Source organism: Streptomyces sp. NBC_01463 (assembly GCA_036227345.1).
Taxonomy (GTDB): Bacteria; Actinomycetota; Actinomycetes; order Streptomycetales; family Streptomycetaceae; genus Streptomyces.
This window is the reverse complement of sequence record CP109468.1, coordinates 6,453,154-6,471,585: the sequence shown is the minus strand read 5'-3', so window position 1 is coordinate 6,471,585 and position 18,432 is coordinate 6,453,154. Positions and strand designations below refer to the sequence as shown.

At 71.0% G+C, this 18,432-nt stretch carries 11 protein-coding genes; 2 read left to right on the top strand and 9 right to left on the bottom strand.

The features are described from left to right. The first annotated feature begins 2 nt into the window (after positions 1-2). Positions 3-1,097: a PDR/VanB family oxidoreductase gene (locus OG521_28515; GenBank protein ID WUW24493.1), complete on the top strand. Its 1,095-nt coding sequence runs from the start codon at positions 3-5 to the stop codon at positions 1,095-1,097. A gap of 37 nt (positions 1,098-1,134) precedes the next feature. Beyond that, positions 1,135-1,857: a TetR/AcrR family transcriptional regulator gene (locus OG521_28510; protein WUW24492.1), complete on the top strand. Its 723-nt coding sequence runs from the start codon at positions 1,135-1,137 to the stop codon at positions 1,855-1,857. A gap of 21 nt (positions 1,858-1,878) precedes the next feature. On the opposite strand, the gene OG521_28505 is transcribed toward OG521_28510, so the two are convergent. The 9 genes from OG521_28505 to OG521_28465 all read right to left on the bottom strand — a co-directional run bounded on the left by OG521_28505 (position 1,879) and on the right by OG521_28465 (position 18,278). Continuing rightward, positions 1,879-2,229: a 5-carboxymethyl-2-hydroxymuconate Delta-isomerase gene (locus OG521_28505; protein ID WUW24491.1), complete on the bottom strand. Its 351-nt coding sequence runs from the start codon at positions 2,227-2,229 to the stop codon at positions 1,879-1,881. Positions 2,230-2,360: 131 nt separating this feature from the next. Then, entirely contained in the window at positions 2,361-4,394 is a 2,034-nt protein-coding gene (locus OG521_28500) for a regulator (protein WUW24490.1), read from the bottom strand. Positions 4,395-4,586: 192 nt separating this feature from the next. Further along, on the bottom strand, positions 4,587-9,911 hold the full coding sequence (gene pulA, locus OG521_28495; protein WUW24489.1) for a pullulanase-type alpha-1,6-glucosidase: 5,325 nt from the start codon (positions 9,909-9,911) through the stop codon (positions 4,587-4,589). Between the two features lie 81 nt (positions 9,912-9,992). Further along, positions 9,993-11,714: an alpha-amylase family glycosyl hydrolase gene (locus OG521_28490; GenBank protein WUW24488.1), complete on the bottom strand. Its 1,722-nt coding sequence runs from the start codon at positions 11,712-11,714 to the stop codon at positions 9,993-9,995. Positions 11,715-12,211: 497 nt separating this feature from the next. Then, a complete protein-coding gene (locus OG521_28485) occupies positions 12,212-13,270 on the bottom strand; it encodes a LacI family transcriptional regulator (GenBank protein WUW24487.1) in 1,059 nt (352 codons plus the stop codon). Continuing rightward, entirely contained in the window at positions 13,255-14,982 is a 1,728-nt protein-coding gene (locus OG521_28480; GenBank protein ID WUW24486.1) for a glycoside hydrolase family 13 protein, read from the bottom strand. Before OG521_28480 ends, OG521_28485 begins: the two co-directional genes overlap by 16 nt. 102 nt (positions 14,983-15,084) lie before the next feature. Beyond that, positions 15,085-15,966 (bottom strand): carbohydrate ABC transporter permease, encoded by an 882-nt coding sequence (locus tag OG521_28475; protein WUW24485.1) that lies wholly within the window; start codon positions 15,964-15,966, stop codon positions 15,085-15,087. Next, the gene (locus OG521_28470) at positions 15,963-16,979 is read right to left on the bottom strand and encodes a sugar ABC transporter permease (protein ID WUW24484.1); all 1,017 of its coding nucleotides are present in this window, start codon (positions 16,977-16,979) and stop codon (positions 15,963-15,965) included. Before OG521_28470 ends, OG521_28475 begins: the two co-directional genes overlap by 4 nt. Positions 16,980-17,000: 21 nt before the next feature. After that, positions 17,001-18,278 carry an extracellular solute-binding protein gene (locus tag OG521_28465; GenBank protein ID WUW24483.1) on the bottom strand — a complete coding sequence of 426 codons (1,278 nt, stop codon included), beginning with the start codon at positions 18,276-18,278 and terminating at the stop codon, positions 17,001-17,003. Positions 18,279-18,432 lie beyond the last annotated feature (154 nt).

Here is an 18,432-nt window from a genome sequence, read left to right as displayed (position 1 = left end):
CCATGCCGCGTTCCCTCCCTCTCCCCCTCCCCCGGCTGCGTACCGTCGTCGTGGTGGCCGGTGCCGCGCTGCTCGCCAGGCGGGCGATGCGCCGGCGCATCGAGGCGTCCCCGCTGTGGCCGCTGCCCGCGCTCGACGAGCCCGTCTCCGGCCATGCGCAACGCCGTTCCACCACCGGACGGCGGCTGCTGGTCACCGAGCGGACCGAGCCCGCGGACGGTGTCGTGCGGCTCCGTCTGGAGGGCCCGGACCTGCCGTCCTGGCAGCCGGGCGCGCATCTGGACCTGGTGCTGCCGTCCGGTCTGGTCCGCCAGTACTCGCTGTGCGGCGACCCGGCCGACACCGGCGCGTACACGGTGGCGACCCGGCTGGCCGAGGACGGCCGCGGCGGCTCCCGCGAGGTGCACGCCCTGCTCCACGAGGGCCAGGAGGTCGAGGTGCGCGGCCCGCGCAACCGTTTCCCGCTGGCCGACGCCCCCGCGTACCTCCTCGTCGCGGGCGGGATCGGCATCACCCCGATCCTGCCGATGCTGCACGCTCTCGCCGCTTCCGGCGCCGACTGGCGGCTGCTGTACGGGGGCCGCAGCCGGGCGACCATGCCGTTCCTGGCGGAGATCGAGGAGCTGGGCGCCGACGGCGGCCGGGTCACGGTCGTCCCGCAGGACGAGGCGGGCCACCCCGACATCGCGGCGGCCCTCGCGGACACGGCCGAGGGCACGGCGGTCCACTGCTGCGGTCCGGAGCCCCTGATGGACGCGGTCGCCGCGGCGCTGCCGCCCGGCCGCACCCTGCACCTGGAGCGGTTCGCCGCGACGGGCCCGGACGCGGCGGGTTCGCCGCCCTTCGAGGTGGAGCTGCGCCGCTCGGGCCGCACGGTCCCGGTCGCGGCCGGCCAGTCGGTGCTCGCCGCGGTGCGCGCGGAGCTTCCGCATGTGGCGTACTCCTGCGAACAGGGCTTCTGCGGTACGTGCCAACAGCGCGTCCTGGAGGGCGACATCGAGCACCGTGACGATCTCCTGTCGGACGCGGAGCGGCGCGACGCGATGCTGATCTGCGTGTCACGGTGCCGGGGCGAGCGGCTGGTGCTGGACCTCTAGACGGACGCCGGACCTGCCGGTCGGTACCCTGTTCCACATGACGACCGGGGTGCGGCGCAGGATGGGCGTCGAGGAGCGCAGACAGCAGCTGATCGGTGTCGCGCTGGAGTTGTTCAGTCACCGGTCCCCGGACGAGGTGTCGATCGACGAGATCGCCGCCGCCGCCGGGATCTCCCGGCCGCTGGTCTACCACTACTTCCCGGGCAAGCAGAGCCTGTACGAGGCCGCGCTGCGCCGGGCCGCCGACGAGTTGGCGGCCCGGTTCCTGGAACCCCGCGAAGGCCCGCTGGGCGCACGGCTGTTGCGGGTGATGCAGCGGTTCTTCGACTTCGTCGACGACCACGGGCCCGGCTTCGCCGCGCTGATGCGGGGCGGACCCGCGGTGGGCTCCTCGACGGCGAACGCGATGATCGACGGAGTGCGCCAGGCGGCCTGCGAACAGATCCTGGCCCACCTCGGTGTCGAGGAACCCCCGGCCCGGCTGGAGCTGGTGGTCAGGTCCTGGGTCTCGCTCGCCGAGTCGACGGCGCTGATCTGGCTGGACGGGCGGCGCATCCCGCGGGCCGAGCTGGAGATGCAGCTCGTCCACGACTTCGCGGCGCTGGCCGCGGTGAGCGCCGCGTACAACGAGGAGATGGCCGGTGTCGTGCTGCGGGTCCTCGCGCAGGAGCCGGCCGACGGGCCGTTCGGAGAGCTGCTGACGCGGCTCTCCTCGCTGGCACCCGCCGTGCCGGCCGTGCCCCCGCAGCGGCTGCGGTAGCGCGGCGCCCTCCCCCGGGTCTCAGTTCTTGCGGTAGGACGGGTCGAGGTCGCGGGTCTCGGCCGAGAGGTGGAGCGTCAGCCCGTCGGCCGGCCGGATGTGCGCGGCCAGCAGCTCCACCACGGACTCGGTGAGCTGCGCCCGGACCTCGGGGGTGCGGCCGGGCAGCAGCGCGATGTCGACGTGCACGATCGCGTCGCCGGCGGGGGCGTCCGCGACCACCGTCTCCTCGACCCGGCGGAAGCGGGTCTTGCAGGCGGCGATCTTGGTGGTGACGGTCTCGGCGATCAGCGGGTGCAGCGCGCCCGCGAAGCCGGGACGGTCGAAGGTGTCGTCGAGCTCGGCGGAGTAGTCGACGGTGATCTGCGGCATGGCGGGCTCCTGAACAGGCGTGGAAGGCTTGGTGGCCCCCACCCTTCCCGCACGGGGGAACACGCACAAGCGGGATTCACCAGGGGCTGTCCCGCAATCCCTGGCGGGCGCACGGAATGGCGGGACAGCCCTCAGGCGAGAAGTTCGCCGTGGAGGGCGAGGGCGAGGCCCGCCTCCGCGCTGTCGGCTCGGCCCCGTTCGAAGGCGCGCCGGTACGCGGCGTCGCCGATGGCCGCGCGTGCCTGGCGTTCGCAGGCCTCGCGCAGCGGGCCCAGCTCCGGGGTGCCGCGCTGGGGGTGGCCGACCATCCGCCAGTAGACCTGCCCGGTGCCGTACACCCGGGCGGCGTGGGCACCCTCGCCCTGAGCGGCGAGCGCGGCGGCCAGGAGGTCCAGGCCGAGCGCGATGCCGAAGCTGTCGCGGAGCCGGTGCTTGCCCGTGAGCATCGACCGGGCGTGCGCGGCGGCCGCCTCGGCACGGTCCTGGAGCAGGGCGATCAGGGCGAGCTGGTAGTCGACGTAACTGAGCGTCCAGCACTCGTCCTTGGCCTCGCAGGCAGCGCGCAGGACGACGGCCGCCTCGGCCGCCTCGTCCAGCCGGCCCAGTCCGGTGAGGGCGAAGACGGTGATCAGGTGGCAGCGCAGCCGGTAGGCGGATTCGAGCGGGGTGCCGGCCCCGGTGGTGCCCAGCACCCGGTCGACCTCGTGCAGCCCCTTGTCCGGCTCGCCGGTCATCAGATGGGTGAGCCCGCGCAGATAGGCGGCGGCCAGGACGCCTTCGTCGGTCCCGTCGTCGGCGGCGGCCCGGACGCACTCCTCGCCGATCCGCTCGGCGGCCGGGTAGTCGCCCTGGAGCATCACGCAGATGCCGAGCACCCACAGGACGCGGGTGCGGTGGGGGCCGGCGGCCGGTCCGGCGTCCAGGGCGCGCTGCGCGTAGCCCCGGGTCTGCGGGAGGTGGCCGCAGCAGCACCAGAAGAAGCCGATCCGGCCGGCCATCTCCTGAGCCGCGGAGGTGTCGTGGGCGAGGAGGTGGTCCAGGGCGGCGCACAGGTCGGCGTGCGACTCGGCGATGCGGTGGTACCAGAGGATCTGGTCGTCGCCGGTCCAGCCCGCGTGGGCGTTGCGGGCCAGCTGGAGGAAGCAGGCCGCGTGCCGGTCGGCGGCCGCGCGCTCCTCGCCGAGTTCGGCGAGCCACATCCGGCCGTACTCGCGCAGGGTGTCCAGCATGCGGTGGCGTACGCCGTCGTGGGCGACGACCGACTTGGCGACCAGCCCGCGCAGCGCTGTCCGTACGCCGTCGGCGGTGAGCGGTCCCCCGGTGCAGACGGCGACGGCCGTGTCGGCGTCGAAGTCGCCGCGCAGCACGACGAGCCGGGCCCAGAGCAGCCGTTCCTTCGGGGTGCACAGTTCGTGGGACCAGCCGATGGTGGTGCGCAGGGTGCGGTGGCGCGGCGGCCGGAGCGTGGCGTCGGCGAACATGTCGAGGCGCGAGCCGAGCCGGGTGGCGATCTCCTCGGCGCTGCGGCGCCCGACGGCCGCGGCGGCGAGCTCGATGGCGAGGGGGATGCCTTCGAGGCGGCGGCAGATCTCGGCGGCGGCCGTGGCGGTGCCCGGTTCGTCGAGGGTGCCGGGGGCGGCGGCCTCGGCCCGGTCCCGGAACAGGGCGAGGGCGTCGGCGGTGCCCTCCACGGGCAGCGGCTCCACCTCGACGAGCTGTTCGCCCTTCATGTCCAGGGGCTGCCGGCTGGTGACGAGGACGGTGAGTCCCGGCGAGGTGGTGAGGATCTCGCCGAGGAGGTGCGCGCAGGCGGGGCGCAGATGTTCGCAGGAGTCCAGGACGAGCAGGAGGTGTTTGTCGGCGAGCCATTCGCACAGCACGTCGATGGGCATCCGCAGGGTGTGGTCGCTGAGGCCGACGGCGTCGGAGACGGTGGCGAGGAGCAGTTCGTCTCCGTGGAGGGGGGCGAGGTCGGCCCAGCGGACGCCGTCGCGGTATCCGGCGTCCGCGCGCCCGGCCGCGCGGACGGCCAGCCGGGTCTTGCCGACCCCGCCGGTGCCGGTGAGGGTGGTCAGCCGGCTCGTGGCGAGGGCGTGTTCGATCCGGTCGAGCTCCGCCTCCCGTCCGACGAAGCTGGTGGTCTCCTCGGGGATGTTGCTCAACATCGTCACCGTCGCTGAACAGGTGGAGGCCGGCCCCGGCCCCCGTGCCCCGTACGGCACCCGCCGGCGACGGCCGACGCGGGGTGCGTACGGGGCGGGGGGCCGGGACCGGCCGGGTGGAGTGGGAGGGCGCGCCCGGGAGGGTGGTGCTGCGGCTCTCCCCGGCGGCTGCCCCTACGGTAGTCCCGTTGCGGGTCAGCGCAGCGAGAACACTGCCACCGTCCGTCCCGGAACGGTGAAGCTTCCCGAACTCCTCTCGTACGTCGACTTCTTGACGGTAAGATCCGCGCCCGCCGCCTGGACGGGGTGCAGGGCGTAGTACTTCCCGGCCAGGGCGGCGACCTTCTGGGTGGTGGCTCCGGGGGCGGCGTTGAGGACGACGACCAGCCTGCCGAGCCGCATGGTGATCACGCCCGGGGTCTCGTCCTTGCCGGAGAGCGGGAAGGAGAGGGTGGACTGCACCTGGCCGGCGGTGGAGAGGCCGAAGTCCTTCTCCGTGGCGCGGATGGTGAGCAGGTCCTGGTACGCGGCCGAAGCACCGTCGATCTGTGCGCAGCCGGGGCTGATCGCGGCGTTGGCCAGCAGCGGCCTGGCGTAGGGCCACTTGGCCTGGTTGTCGGCTGCGGGCGGCAGTCCGCGGCCGAAGCCGTTGCCCGCGCGGCAGTCCCAGTGCAGGGCGTTGAACCAGTCGCCGCTGTCGAAGGAGTTGCGGTCCAGGGACTTGGAGCGCAGCAGGTCCGTGCCGGCCTGGGAGAGCGAGGGACCCTGGGAGAGGGTGGCCGTCGCCATGGCCAGGACCTGCATCCGGGCCCGGTCGGCTGCCGAGGTGCCCGCCGGGAGCTTGAAGGCGAGGGTGTCGTACAGCGTCTCGTTGTCGTGGGCGTCGGAGTAGGCGAGGGCGTCACCGGGGGCGGCGGCGTATCCGGCCGGGGCTCCGTTGTAGTCGACGCCCGAGCCCTTGACCGTGGTGCCGGAGGAGTCGGTGAAGGTGTAGCCGGCGAGGTTGCCGGTGAGTCCGACCTTGATCAGGTCCTGGTAGTGGAGCAGCCGGGCCTTCTGCTCGGCCTCGGTGCCGTTGTGGGTGGAGGTGTTGGGGTCGGTGTAGAGGCCGGTGGCGAAGCCCTGCACGCCGGGGTCCTCGTCGAACGGGGAGCCGCCGCGCACGGCGTCGCGGGCCCGGTCGGAGAAGGTGGCGATGCCGGTGCCGGCCATGTTCTTCTGCGTGGCCTGGACGAAGCGGGCGTCGTCGGCGATCTCTCCGAAGTTCCAGCCCTCCCCGTACAGGATGATCTTCTTCCCGTCGACGCCGTCCCTGGCGACGGTCAGCGCGTCGAGTGCCTTGCGGACGGCCAGGATGTTGGCCTTGGGGTGGTGGCCCATCAGGTCGAAGCGGAAGCCGTCGACCTTGTACTCCTTGGCCCAGGTGACGATGGAGTCGACGACGAGCTTGCCCATCATGGTGTTCTCGGGCGCGGTGTTGGCACAGCAGGTGGAGGTGGCGACCGTGCCGTCCTCCAGGAGCCGCTGGTAGTAGCCGGGCACGATCCGGTCGAGGACGGACTTGCCGTCCTGGCCGGAGGCGACGGTGTGGTTGTAGACGACGTCCATGACGGTCCGCAGCCCGGCGCCGTTCAGCCCCTGCACCATCTGCCGGAACTCGACGGTGCGCTGGGTGCCGTCGGGGTCGGAGGCGTAGGAGCCCTCGGGGACGGTGTAGTGCAGCGGGTCGTAGCCCCAGTTGAAGGCGTCCTTCGCGGCGGCCTTCGCCACGCAGGCCTGCTGCTCCTCGGAGTCGGGGGCGTAGACGGACAGGTCACAGGCGGGCTTCTGCTGGTCCTTCTTCTTCTCGGGGATGGTGCCGATGTCGAAGGCGGGCAGCAGGTGGACGTAGTTGGTGCCGGAGTCGGCGAGCTCCTTGAGGTGCTTCATCCCGTCGGAGCGGGTGTCGGTGAAGGCCAGGTACTCACCGGGGTGCTTGGAGGTGGGGTCCGCGATGGAGAAGTCGCGGATCTGGAGTTCCTGGATCTGTGCGTCGCGCAGCGGCACGGCGGCGGGCTTGCGCAGCCCGTCCCAGCCCCTGGGCGCGAGCCTGCCGTCGTCGAGGTCGACCACGAGGCTCCGGGCGGAGTCGGTGGTCAGGGCGGTGGAGTAGGGGTCGGTGACCTTGTTGGTGACGAGCTTCTGGACGGTGGGCGCGAAGACGTCCACGGCGTACCGGTAGGGCTTGCCGTTCCAGCTCTTCTTCCCGGTGACGGACCAGACGCCGGTGCGGTCGTCGCGCCGCATCGGGACGGTCCTCCCGTCGAGTTCCAGGGAGACGGTGCGGGCGGTGGGCGCCCAGACGGACAGGGTGGGGGTGCCGTGCCGGAAGACCGGGCCGAGGGAGGCGCCGGCCGCCTTCGTCCCGTAGAGGTCGTCGAGCACGCCGGCGCTCTGGACGCCGGTGGCGGCGAGCAGGGCACCGTTGGCGGCACGCTGGGTGGCGATCAGCTGGCCGCGCAGGGCCTCGCGGACCCTGTCCCGGTCACGGGCGTCGACGGTGAAGGCGGGGTAGTCCTTGAGGTGCGGGTACTTCGCCTTCTGCGCGTCGGTCAGTGCGGAGGGGCTGAGCCGCAGCCACTGGCCCTCGTCGGAGAGTGCGCCGTCGACGACGGAGATCCCGCCGTCCGACGCGTAGACGAGCTGCTGGCTGGTGGCCTCGGTGGCCTTCACCTTCCAGACGACGGTGTCGGAGTCGATCCACTGCGCCTCGGCCTTGGTGAGGTCGGGGGTGGGGACTCCGCCCGTCTGCGGGAGCAGATAGCCGGCCGTGCCGCCGAGCATCCAGACCTCGTGGCCGTAGCTCGCGATGTCGAGTGACTGGTCGCTGGGCAGGTCCTTCTCGTCACCGCGGTGCAGGATGTAGCTGAGCGAGGTGGCCCCGTCGGCGAGCGGGACCTCGAAGGTGACGCCGGAGGCGTCCTTCTTCACCGGCTGGAGCGGCTTGGACCAGTCGGTCGGTTCCTTGGCGCCGGTCCACGTGTGCAGGCCCCAGCCGTCGTAGTCGCCGTCGGCCCGGTAGTAGTGCAGGACGGCCTTGGTGGTGTCGGGTGCGGGGTAGGCGCCGTCGGGGGCGGTGTCGGCCTGGCCGTCCTTGCCCTGCTCGATCCAGACCTGTCCGGTCTTCGCGAGGTCGACGGTGCGCTCCGCTCCGTCTGCCGTACCGGCCTTCTCGACGGTGTACGGAACCGAGGAAGCGCCCTCCGGCACCTTGATCCAGGCGAAGGCGCCGTAGGCGTCCCGCCCGGTGAAGGCGGCGGTGGTGTCGCCGGACCTGGCCTGCCAGCCGTCGTAGTCGCCGTCGGCGCGCTTGTAGTGGACGACTGCGTAGTCGCGTTCGACGGCGACGGGCTTCGCCGGGGCGGGGGCCTGTCCGGCGGCCGACGCGGCGAGCGCGCTCGCGGTGCGTCCGGTGCGGTCGACGACGACGGCCTTGTAGCGCAGCGGTGTGCCGGCGGCGACGGTGTCACCGATGGTCTGGGTGACCTTGTACGGGGCGTGGTCGGCGGTGCCGAGCGTGGTCCACCTGCCGTTGCCGGTCTGGGCGGCGAAGACGACCCGGTTGAGGGAGCCGCCGTCCACGTCGGCACTGATCTCGACGGTGCCGGTGGCTCCGGCGGCCGGTGCCTTCAGCGTGAGGGAGGGCTTGGCCACGGGGCCGCCCAGCGGCTTCTCGGCGCGCAGCACGATGCTGGACAGAGCCGGCACGGTGACGGTGATCCTCTTGTCGGCGCCGCTGCGGACCGTGCCGGAACCGCCGTACAGCGTACGGAAGTTCATTCCGGCGGATTCGGTGGACAGCTCGACGGTCCTCGCCGCGGTGCCGTTGTTGGTGGCGACGACGTACTCGTTGCCGCGCTCGGGGTCCGTACGGGAGAAGGCGTAGACGGAGCCCTCGGCGTAGCGCTCGGTCTGGACGCCGTCGCGCAGCGCCGGGTTCTTCGCGGTCAGCTCGGAGAGCGCGGCGATGGACCGGTAGAGCGGGTGACTTGTGTCGTACGCGTCGGAGGCGTGCGTGCGGTCGGTGCCGAGCTCGTCGTCGTCGAGGTAGTCCGCGGTCTTCGAGGCGAACATCGTCTGGCGGGCGTCCTTGTCGCCGCCCGCGCCGGTGAAGCCCTGCTCGTCGCCGTAGTAGACGACGGGGTTGCCGCGGCTGAGGAACATCAGCTCGTTGGCGAGCTCGGCGCGCTTGACCAGCTCCGCGTCGTCGGCCTTCGGGTTGTCCTGCTTGAGGAAGGTCCCGATGCGGCCCATGTCGTGGTTGCCGAGGAAGGTCACCTGCTCGTAGGCGTTGGCCTTGTCGGTGGTGTACCGGTAGTCGTCGCCGAAGACGGCGGCGAGCTTCGAGGCCGGGGCACCCTGCGAGGCGTACTGGCGGGCCGCTTCCTGGAAGGGGAAGTCGAGCGTCGCGTCCAGCCGCCCCTGGGTGACGTAGGGGGACGTGATCGCGGTGTCGGCGGAGTAGACCTCGCCGAACATGAAGAAGTCCTCGCGGCCGTGCTTGGCCGCGTAGGTGTCGAGCGCGGTCGCCCACTGGGTCCAGAAGTCCATGTCGACGTGCTTGACGGTGTCGATCCGGAAGCCGTCGATGTCGAAGTCGCGGACCCACTTCTCATAGATCTTCTCCATGCCGGAGACGACCTCGGGACGCTCGGTCCACAGGTCGTCGAGCCCGGAGAAGTCGCCGTACGTGGTGGACTCGCCGGCATAGGTCGAGTCGCCGCGGTTGTGGTACATCGTCGGGTCGTTGAGCCAGGACGGCGTCTTGCCGCCGGTCGTGACCGGCTTGTACGGGAAGGAGTCGGCGTCCGTCTTCGCCATGCCGGCGGCGTCGTCGAAGGGCCGGCCGTTCCGGTCGAGATACGGGTAGGCGCCCTTGGGCTTGTAGCCGTAGGTCTTCTCGGCGTAGTCGACGGTGTCGGCGGTGTGGTTGGTGATGACGTCGAAGAAGACCTTCATGCCCTTGCGGTGGGCCTGGTCGATCAGCTTCGTCAGGTCGGCGTTGGTCCCGAAGTGCGGGTCGACCTGGGTGAAGTCGGTGATCCAGTAGCCGTGGTAGCCGGCCGACGCGTCCTTGCCGGTGCCCTGGACGGGGCGGTTCCTGAAGATCGGGGCCAGCCAGATGGCGGTGGTGCCGAGCCCCTTGATGTAGTCGAGGCGGCTGGTCATCCCCTTGAGGTCGCCGCCCTGGTAGAACCCCTTGTCGGTGGGGTCGTACCCGGTCTCCAGCCGCGAGCCGGTCAGCCCGCCTCTGTCGTTGCCGGTGTCGCCGTTGGCGAACCGGTCGGGCATGACGAAGTAGAACTGCTCGCGGGTCAGGTCGTGGCGGCCGGGCGTGGCTGCCAGCTTCGCGTCCGACGGCGCGGCGGGCGGCCGGGCCGCGGCGGCGGGCAGCGCGGGCACGAGGGCCGCGCACAGGGCGGCCGCGACGACGGCGACGGCCGTTCTTCTCGCGGGCACGCGCGGGGACGGACGTATCACTCGGGCTCTCCTCGAAGGGGTGTGCGGGTACGGGGCCGGACGGGCCGGTGAGGGCCCGTCCGGTGGGTGGCGCCGAGGGGGTCAGCCGCGCCAGACATCCGCGGTCAGGGCGACCTTGCCGGAGGCCGGCACGGTGGCCGTGCGGTTGGCTCCGCTCTCCCAGGTGACGTTGCCGTTCGCGTCCTTGCGGACGTACTTGTACTCGAACGTCGTACCGGCGGGCAGGCTCACGTCGAGCTTCCAGACGGGGTACGTGGCCGGGTCGAGCTTCGGTGCGGACGCCGGGTTCCAGTTGCCGAGGGCGGACTGGTTGCCGGTGACGTAGATGTTCTGGCCGGGCTGGGTGGTGGCGTTGACGCCGAACGAGGCGCCGGACGTGCCCGTACCGGGGTCGGTCGGGTCCGTCGGTCCGGTGCCGCCGCCGGTGCAGGTGCGGGCGCCCGTCTGGAGGGCGAGGGCGGTGTTGGCGCCGAGCGTGGCGGTGAACTGGCCGGAGCCGTTGACCGTGACGCCGTTGCCGGACTGGATGTCGCAGTAGTCGCCGGCGGGCAGCGAGGTCTGGAACGTACGGGTCAGCGAGGAGCCCTCGTGGTTGATCGCGACGTACGCCTTGGAACCGCGGCCGAAGGCGATCTGGTCGCCGCCGTTGTCCCACCAGTTGGTGACGGCCTCACCGCGGGCGGTGTTGCGGAGGCCGACCATGGAGGCGATCTCGCGCCAGGCGTGCTGGCACTTCCAGCCGTCGCTGTAACAGGCGTTCACCGTGCCGCCGCCGGGCGGACCGGCGTCCTTGTCGGACCACTCGTAGCCGGAGTGGACGTCGGGCGAGCCGTAGGGCCAGGCCAGCATGAACACGCTGGCGAGCGTGTAGTCGGCGCCGTCCTTGTAGTTCAGCGTCTCGCCGTTGCGCTCGGTGTCGTGGTTGTCGACGAACACCGCGGCCTTCGAGGAGGACATGAAGCCCCAGCCCTCGCCGAAGTTCTTCAGGTTGGCGAGGTTCTCGTTCTTGAAGACCTGCTTGAGGCTGCGGGCGTAGCGGAACTCCTGGACGTCGCCGGTGCCGGCGTACTCGTCGGGCGAGACGGCCTCGCCACCGCCGTAGATCGCCTCCTGCTTCCAGTAGACCCCGGAGTTGCTCAGCCGGGACTTGATGTTGGCGAGGTCACCGGCGGGGATGTGCTTGGCCGCGTCGATGCGGAATCCGTCGACGCCGAGCGAGAGCAGGTCGTTGAGGTATCCGGCGATCTTTCCGCGGACGTAGTCCTCACCGGTGTCCAGGTCGGCGAGGCCGACGAGTTCGCAGTTCTGGACGTTGGCGCGGTCGCCGTAGTTGTTGATCTGCGACTGGCAGTCGTTCATGTCGTTGACCGAGTACAGGCCGGGGTAGTCGTACTTGCTGTACGAGGACCCGCCCGTGCCCGTGCCGGAACCGGCCGACATGTGGTTGATGACCGAGTCGGCCACGACCTTGACGCCCGCGCTGTGGCAGGTGCTGACCATGTTCGCGAACGAGGTGCGGTCGCCGAGCCGTCCGGCGATCCTGTAGCTGACCGGCTGGTACGAGGTCCACCACTGGCCGCCCTGGATGTGCTCCTGCGGCGGGGAGACCTGTACGAAGCCGTAGCCGGCCGGGCCGAGGGAGTCGGTGCACGCCTTGGCCACCGAGTCGAACTTCCACTCGAAGAGCACGGCGGTGACGTCCTTGGAACCCGGAGCGGAGGCCTGCGCGTTCGTGGCGGGGACCACGAGGGCGGCGGCGCCCGCTATCAGCGCGAGCGCTGCAGACAGGGGTCTGCGTGCCATGTCTTTCCTCCTGCGGTGGGGGAAATGCGGGTGACGGTGACGAGGCCTCTCACGGCAACGCGCCCTGCCCTCAAGGCTCCTGAATGTTCTTGCTGCAAGAATGCAAAACTTGCCGCGGGGAGACCGTACGAGCCCGCCGAGTCCCGGTCAACCCTTTGGACATGAGCTGCTCACATCCGCGAAATACCGCAGATTTCTTCCTGCAAGGTCTTACGCAAGACATTGCAGCGCTGTTACGTTTCTCCCGACTCCGGTCCGGTCGGCCGGGGGTCCCGATGCCTCGGGCCCCACGCGCCCGGCCGGCCGGGCCGGTCACGTACAAGAGGGGCACCTGGGGGTCACACTCCCCGCCGACCCGTCCGGGTCGACTCCCGGTGCCCCTCCTGCACGCCCGGGCCCGGTCCGGGGGCGCCCGCACGCACGGCGAGGCCCCGGATCCCCCCTCCGGACCCAGGACCTCGCCGTTCTTCCCTCTCCCGCTCCCCCGCGGGTACGCCTCAGGCGCTGCGCAGAGCCGCCGTGGACCCCCGTACCACCAGCTCCGGCTGGAAGACGTACTCCGTGCGCTGCACGGGACTTCCGCCGATCTCCTCCAGCAGGGCGCCCACCGCGGCCGCCGCCATCGCCTGGACGGGCTGGCGGACCGTGGTCAGCGGCGGGTCGGTGAACGCGATGAGCTGCGAGTCGTCGAAGCCGACCACGGACACGTCGCGCGGGACGTCGAGTCCGCGGTCCCGGGCGGCCCGCACCACGCCCAGCGCCATCAGGTCGCTGCCGCAGACGATGCCCGTGCACCCCTGGTCGAGCAGCGCGCCGGCCGCCACCTGGCCGCCCTCGACGCTGAACAGCGTCGAGCACACCAGGAGTTCGGCCTCGCTCCGGTCGAGGCCCAGCAGCGAGACCGCGGCGTCCACGAACCCGTCCCGCTTGCGGCGGGAGGGCACGTAGCGCTGCGGTCCGATGGCCAGGCCCACCCGGCGGTGGCCGAGTTCGGCGAGGTGGCCCACGGCCATCCGTACGGCAGCGTTGTCATCGGGCGAGACGAACGGGGCGCTGATCCGCTCGTTGTAGCCGTTGATCAGGACGAACGGCACGCCGCGGTCGGTCAGCGCGGCGTAGCGCGCCGGGTCGGCCGAGGTGTCGGCGTGCAGTCCGGAGAGGAACACGATGCCGCCGACGCCGCGTTCGACGAGCTGCTCGACGAGCTCGTCCTCGGTGGCGCCGCCGGGCAGCTGGGTGCAGAGCACCGGCGTGTAGCCGTGCCCGGCCAGGACCTGCTCCACGGACTGCGCGAACGCCGGGAAGATCGGGTTGGTGAGCTCGGGCGTCACCAGTCCGATCAGCCCGGCGCTGCGCTGCCGCAGTCGTACCGGACGTTCGTAGCCCAGGATGTCGAGCGCCGCGAGCACCCGCTGACGCGTGGTGTCCGCGACGCCCGGCTTGCCGTTGAGCACCCGGCTGACGGTCGCCTCGCTGACCGAGGCCTGCCCGGCGATGTCCGAGAGCCTCAGCGCGGTGCCGGCCCTGGGCGGGGGGACGGTCACACCGTCCACCACACCGTGGTGTCGGCGGGCAGCTCGGCCTCGGCACCGTCGGTGTGGACCGGGGTGCTGGACAGCAGGACGCTGCCGCGTACGGGGATGCGGACCGGGGCGCCCGTCGTGTTCACGGTGCAGACGAAGCCGGGGCGGGCGAAGACCAGGACGCCCTCGGGGGCGTCGAGCCACTCCACCGCGGTGCCGGCGCCGAGCCCGGGGTGCACCCGGCGGGCGGCGAGCGCGGCACGGTACAGCTCCAGGGTGGAGCCGGCCTCGCCGGTCTGCGCCTCGATGCTGAGCTCGCCCCAGCCGGCGGGCTGCGGCAGCCAGCTGCCGCCGTCGCCGAAGCCGTGGCTGCTGCCCTCGCGGGTCCACGGGATCGGCACCCGGCAGCCGTCGCGGAAGCCGTCCTGGCCCTCGGCCCGGAAGAACGACGGGTCCTGGCGGGCCTCGTCGGGCAGGTCGGTGACGTCGGGCAGGCCGAGCTCCTCGCCCTGGTAGACGTAGGCGGAGCCGGGCAGCGCCAGCATCAGCAGGCTGGCCGCACGGGCCCGGCGCAGGCCCAGTTCGCGGTCGCCCGCGGTCCGGATCTGGGTGCCGAGGCCGGGCGGGTTGGCGAACCGGGTGGCGTGCCGGGTGACGTCGTGGTTGGAGAGCACCCAGGTGGTGGGGGCGCCGACCGGACGCATGGCGTTCAGCGAGGTGTCGATGACGGTGCGCAGCTCGGCGGCGTCCCAGGCGGTCGCCAGGTACTGGAAGTTGAAGGCCTGGTGCATCTCGTCGGGGCGCACGTAGTTGGCGGTGCGCTCGACGGTCGGGGTCCAGGCCTCGGCGACCGCGATCCGCCCGCCCGTCGCCCGCCGCCGCCCCTCTGACGAAGGCCCTTCGGGCCCCATCGCATCGGGGTACTCGTCGAGGATGGTGCGCCAGCTGCGGTAGATCTCGTGCACACCGTCCTGGTCGAAGAACGGCATGACGTCGTTCCCGAGCAGCTTCAGCTGGTCGTGCGTGCCCAGGTCCGGGAGCCCCTCGGCCTTGACCAGGCCGTGGGCGACGTCGACGCGGAAGCCGTCGACGCCCATGTCGAGCCAGAAGCGCAGGATCGAGCGGAACTCGTCGGCGACGGCGGGGTGTTCCCAGTTGAAGTCGGGCTGCTCGGGCGCGAAGAGGTGGAGGTACCACTCGCCGGGGGTGCCGTCCGGGTCGGTGGTCCGGGTCCAGGCCGGTCCGCCGAAGATGGACTCCCAGTCGTTGGGCGGGAGTTCGCCGTCGGCGCCCTTGCCGGCGCGGAAGTGGTAGCGCTCGCGCAGGGCGGAGCCGGGGCCCTCGGTGAGCGCGCGCTTGAACCACTCGTGCTGGTCGGACGAGTGGTTGGGCACCAGGTCGACGATGATCCGCAGGCCCAGGTCGTGGGCGTCCCTGATCAGGGCGTCGGCGTCCAGCAGGGTGCCGAACATCGGGTCGATGGCCCGGTAGTCGGCGACGTCGTAGCCCGCGTCGGCCTGCGGGGAGGCGTAGAAGGGGCTGAGCCACACCGCGTCGACGCCGAGGTCCTTGAGGTACGGGAGCCGGGCGGTGACGCCTGCGAGATCGCCCATGCCGTCGCCGTTGCCGTCGGCGAAGCTGCGCGGATAGACCTGGTAGATCACCGCGTCCTGCCACCAGCCGGTGCGGTGGCCCGGGGCGCCGTCGGACGTGCCGGTGGAGGGGGCAGCGAGGTGCTGGGTCATGTCGTCCCTGGGGTGTCTGGGTGGGGAGTGGCGCCGGGACCGGGTCGGGATGCCGGCGCCACCGTGACTGGTGCGTGCGGGTCGTGCTGCTGCGGGTGGCCGTCAGCCCTTGACGGCTCCGGCGGACATGCCGGTGACGAGGTGCTTCTGCGCGAACAGGAAGACCAGGGCCGCGGGTATCGCGATGAGCACGGACGCGGCGGTCATCGGACCCCACTGCGCCCCGTACTGGTTGACGAACAGCTGCAGTCCGCCCGCGAGCGTGAGGTTGTCCTCGCCCACCATGAAGGCGGAGGCGTACGCCACCTCGCCCCAGGCGGTGATGAAGGAGTAGAACGCGGTGACGGCGAGGCCCGGCTTGGCCAGCGGCAGGATGAGCCGCCAGAACGTGCCGAACGGGGTGAGGCCGTCGACCTGGCCGGACTCGTCGATCTCGCGCGGGATGGTGTCGAAGAAGCCCTTCATCATCCAGGCGCAGAACGGCACCGAGATGGTGAGGTAGGTGATGACCAGACCGGCGGGCTTGTTGAGCAGCCCCATGCCCGCCATGATGTTGTAGATCGGCACGATGAGGACGGCGACCGGGAACATCTGGGTGATCAGCAGCGTCCACATCAGTCCGCGCTTGCCGGGGAAGCGGAAGCGGCTGACCGCGTAGCCGGTGGAGGCGGAGACGATCACGCCGATCAGAGTCGTGAGACCGGCGACGACCACCGAGTTGCCGAACCAGGTCAGGAACTTCGTGTTCTGGAGCAGGTTCGTGTAGTTCTCGAACGTCGTCTCTTTGAAGAAGTCCGTGGTGGTCGCGAACGCGGCGGGCTTCAGCGAGGTGAGCAGGACCCAGAGCACGGGGAAGACCGCGATCACGGACGCGACGATCAGCGTCAGGTGCAGTGCGGTGGAGGCCAGCGGTGAACGCTCGCCGCGCCGCCGGACCTTGGGCGCGGAGTGCCGCGCGGCGGGGGTGGGTGCGGTGGTGGTCACCAGTCGTCTCCCTGGGTGCGGAGGACTCGCCGGTACACGGTGGCGAAGAGCAGCAGGAGTACGAGGATCAGCACGCCCCAGGTGGAGGACTGCGCGAAGTCGCGCGGGCTGATCTCGAAGGAGAACTTGTACGCCTGGGTGACCAGGATCTGGGTGGCCTCGCCGGGTCCGCCGCGGGTCAGCAGGTAGATCACCGGGAACATGTTGAAGGTCCAGATGGTGGAGAGCAGGATCACCGTCGTGGAGACGGGCCGCAGTCCGGGCAGCGTGATGTGGCGGAAGCGCTGCCAGGCGGTGGCGCCGTCCATCTCGGCGGCCTCGTAGTGCTCGCTGGGTATGGACTGGAGCCCGCCGAGGAGGGCGACCATCATGAACGGCACACCGAGCCACACGTTGACGGCGATGACGGAGATCTTCGCCCAGGTGGGGTCGTCGAGCCAGGCGATGCCGTCGAAACCGCCGCCGGAGAGGATCTTGTTGAGCAGCCCGCGGTCCTCGTTGTAGAGGAAGCGCCAGGCGAAGACGGAGACGAAGCCGGGGATGGCCCAGGGCAGGATGAGGGCCATCCGGTAGGCGGAGCGGCCGGCGATCCTGCGGTTGAGGATGTTCGCGAGCGCCATGCCGAGGGCGAAGGTGATGGCCACGCAGGAGACCGTCCACACCAGGGTCCACCCGAGCGTGCCGAGGAACTGGTCACCGGTGAGCGCGGCGGTGTAGTTGTCCAGGCCCACGAACTCGTACGTGGCGGGCATGTGGTTGACACCGATGGACCGCGCGACGTTGCGCTCGTTGGCGTCCGTCAGCGACAGGTAGATGCCGCGGACCAGCGGGTACCCGATGATCACGCCGATCACGACGACGACCGGGGCCACCATCGTCCAGGCGTACCAGTGCGTCGACAGAGCCCGCCGGAGCCTGCTCGGCGGCGGGGGGTTGCCAGTACCGCGGCTCCGGCCGCGGGCGACGTCGTCGCCCGCGGCCTTCGCCACCGACTGGCTGGTGTGGACAGCCATCAGCCGGCCTGCCTTCCTGGGTTACTTCCAGCCCTTGAGGAGCTTGCGGTAGGAGTCGCCGGTCGTCTTGACGGCCTTCTCCGGGGAGGTCTGGCCGGTGAGGACCTTGGTGTACTCGGTGACGAGCGGGGCGAAGAGGCTGCCGGTCTCCGGGATCCAGGGACGCTCGACGGCGGACTCGACGACCGGCTTGAAGAAGCCGACGATCTCGTTGTCGACCACGGCCTCCTCGGCGTAGGCCGAGGTACGGGTCGGCAGGAGGTTGAGCTCCTTGGTGACCTGGGCCTGGGTCTTGACGGAGGTCATGTAGTCGACGAAGGCGTAGGAGGCGTCGAGGTTCTTGGAACCGGCGTAGACGGCCAGGTTGTGACCGCCCTGCGGGGCGCCCTGCGCGGCGGAGCCGGCCGGGACCGGGGCGACGCCCAGGTTGGCCTTGTCCTTGAACTCCTTGCCGGCGTACGTGTCGGCGACGGCCCACGGGCCGTTGATCATCATCGCCACGTCGCCGTCCTTGAAGGACGACTGCATGTTCTCCCAGCCGTCCGTCGCGTCGGTCTTGGCGGTGCCGGAGTCGACGAGGTCCTTGACGACCTTCATGGCCTTGACGCCGGCCGCGTTGTCGATGGTGACGGACTTGTTGGAGGCGTCGACCATGTCGCCGCCCTCGCCGTACAGGAAGGACAGGAACCAGTACGCGTCGTCGCCGCGCAGGTACAGACCGGTCTTGCCGGTCTTGTCCTTGATCTTCTTGGAGACGGTCTTCAGCTCGTCGATCGACTTCGGGACCTCGACGCCGGCCTCCTTGAAGATCTTCTTGTTGTAGAAGATGCCCATGGAGTCGATGACCTGCGGCACCGCGTACGTCTTGCCGTCGTACTTGGTGGACGCGGCGGCCTGCTTCAGGAAGTCGTCCTGCTTCACGAGCGCGGCGGTTCCGTCGAGCGGGGCCAGGTAACCCAGGTCCGCGAACTCGGGCGTCCAGGCGACCTCGGAGCGGATCACGTCGGGGGCGCCGGAGCCGGACTGGGCGGCGTTCTTGAACTTGTTCTGCGCATCACCGAAGGGAACGTTGACGTACTTGACGTCGACCTTCGGGTGCTCCTTCTCGAAGCCCTCGGCGATCTTCTTGAAGACCTTGTCCTCGCTGCCCGCCGTGGAGGTGTCCCACCAGGTGACGGTGCCGGAGAGCTCGCCCGAGCCCTTGGAGGTGCCGTTGGAACTGTCGTCGTCGCTGCCGCAGGCGGTCGCCGCGAGCGCCAGGGCCGCGACCAGGGCGGTGGCCGTTATGCCACGTCGCATCTGAACTCCTTCAACTGCCGTACCGCTCCGTCGCGGCGCCGGGTCGACGTGAACGTAACAAGGATGAAAGACGGCCGAAAGAGTTTGCGGAAGATTTCTGCAAGCTCCGGCGATCGTTACATTCGCGTGTCCTCACGGTTGCCGTCAAGCCTCT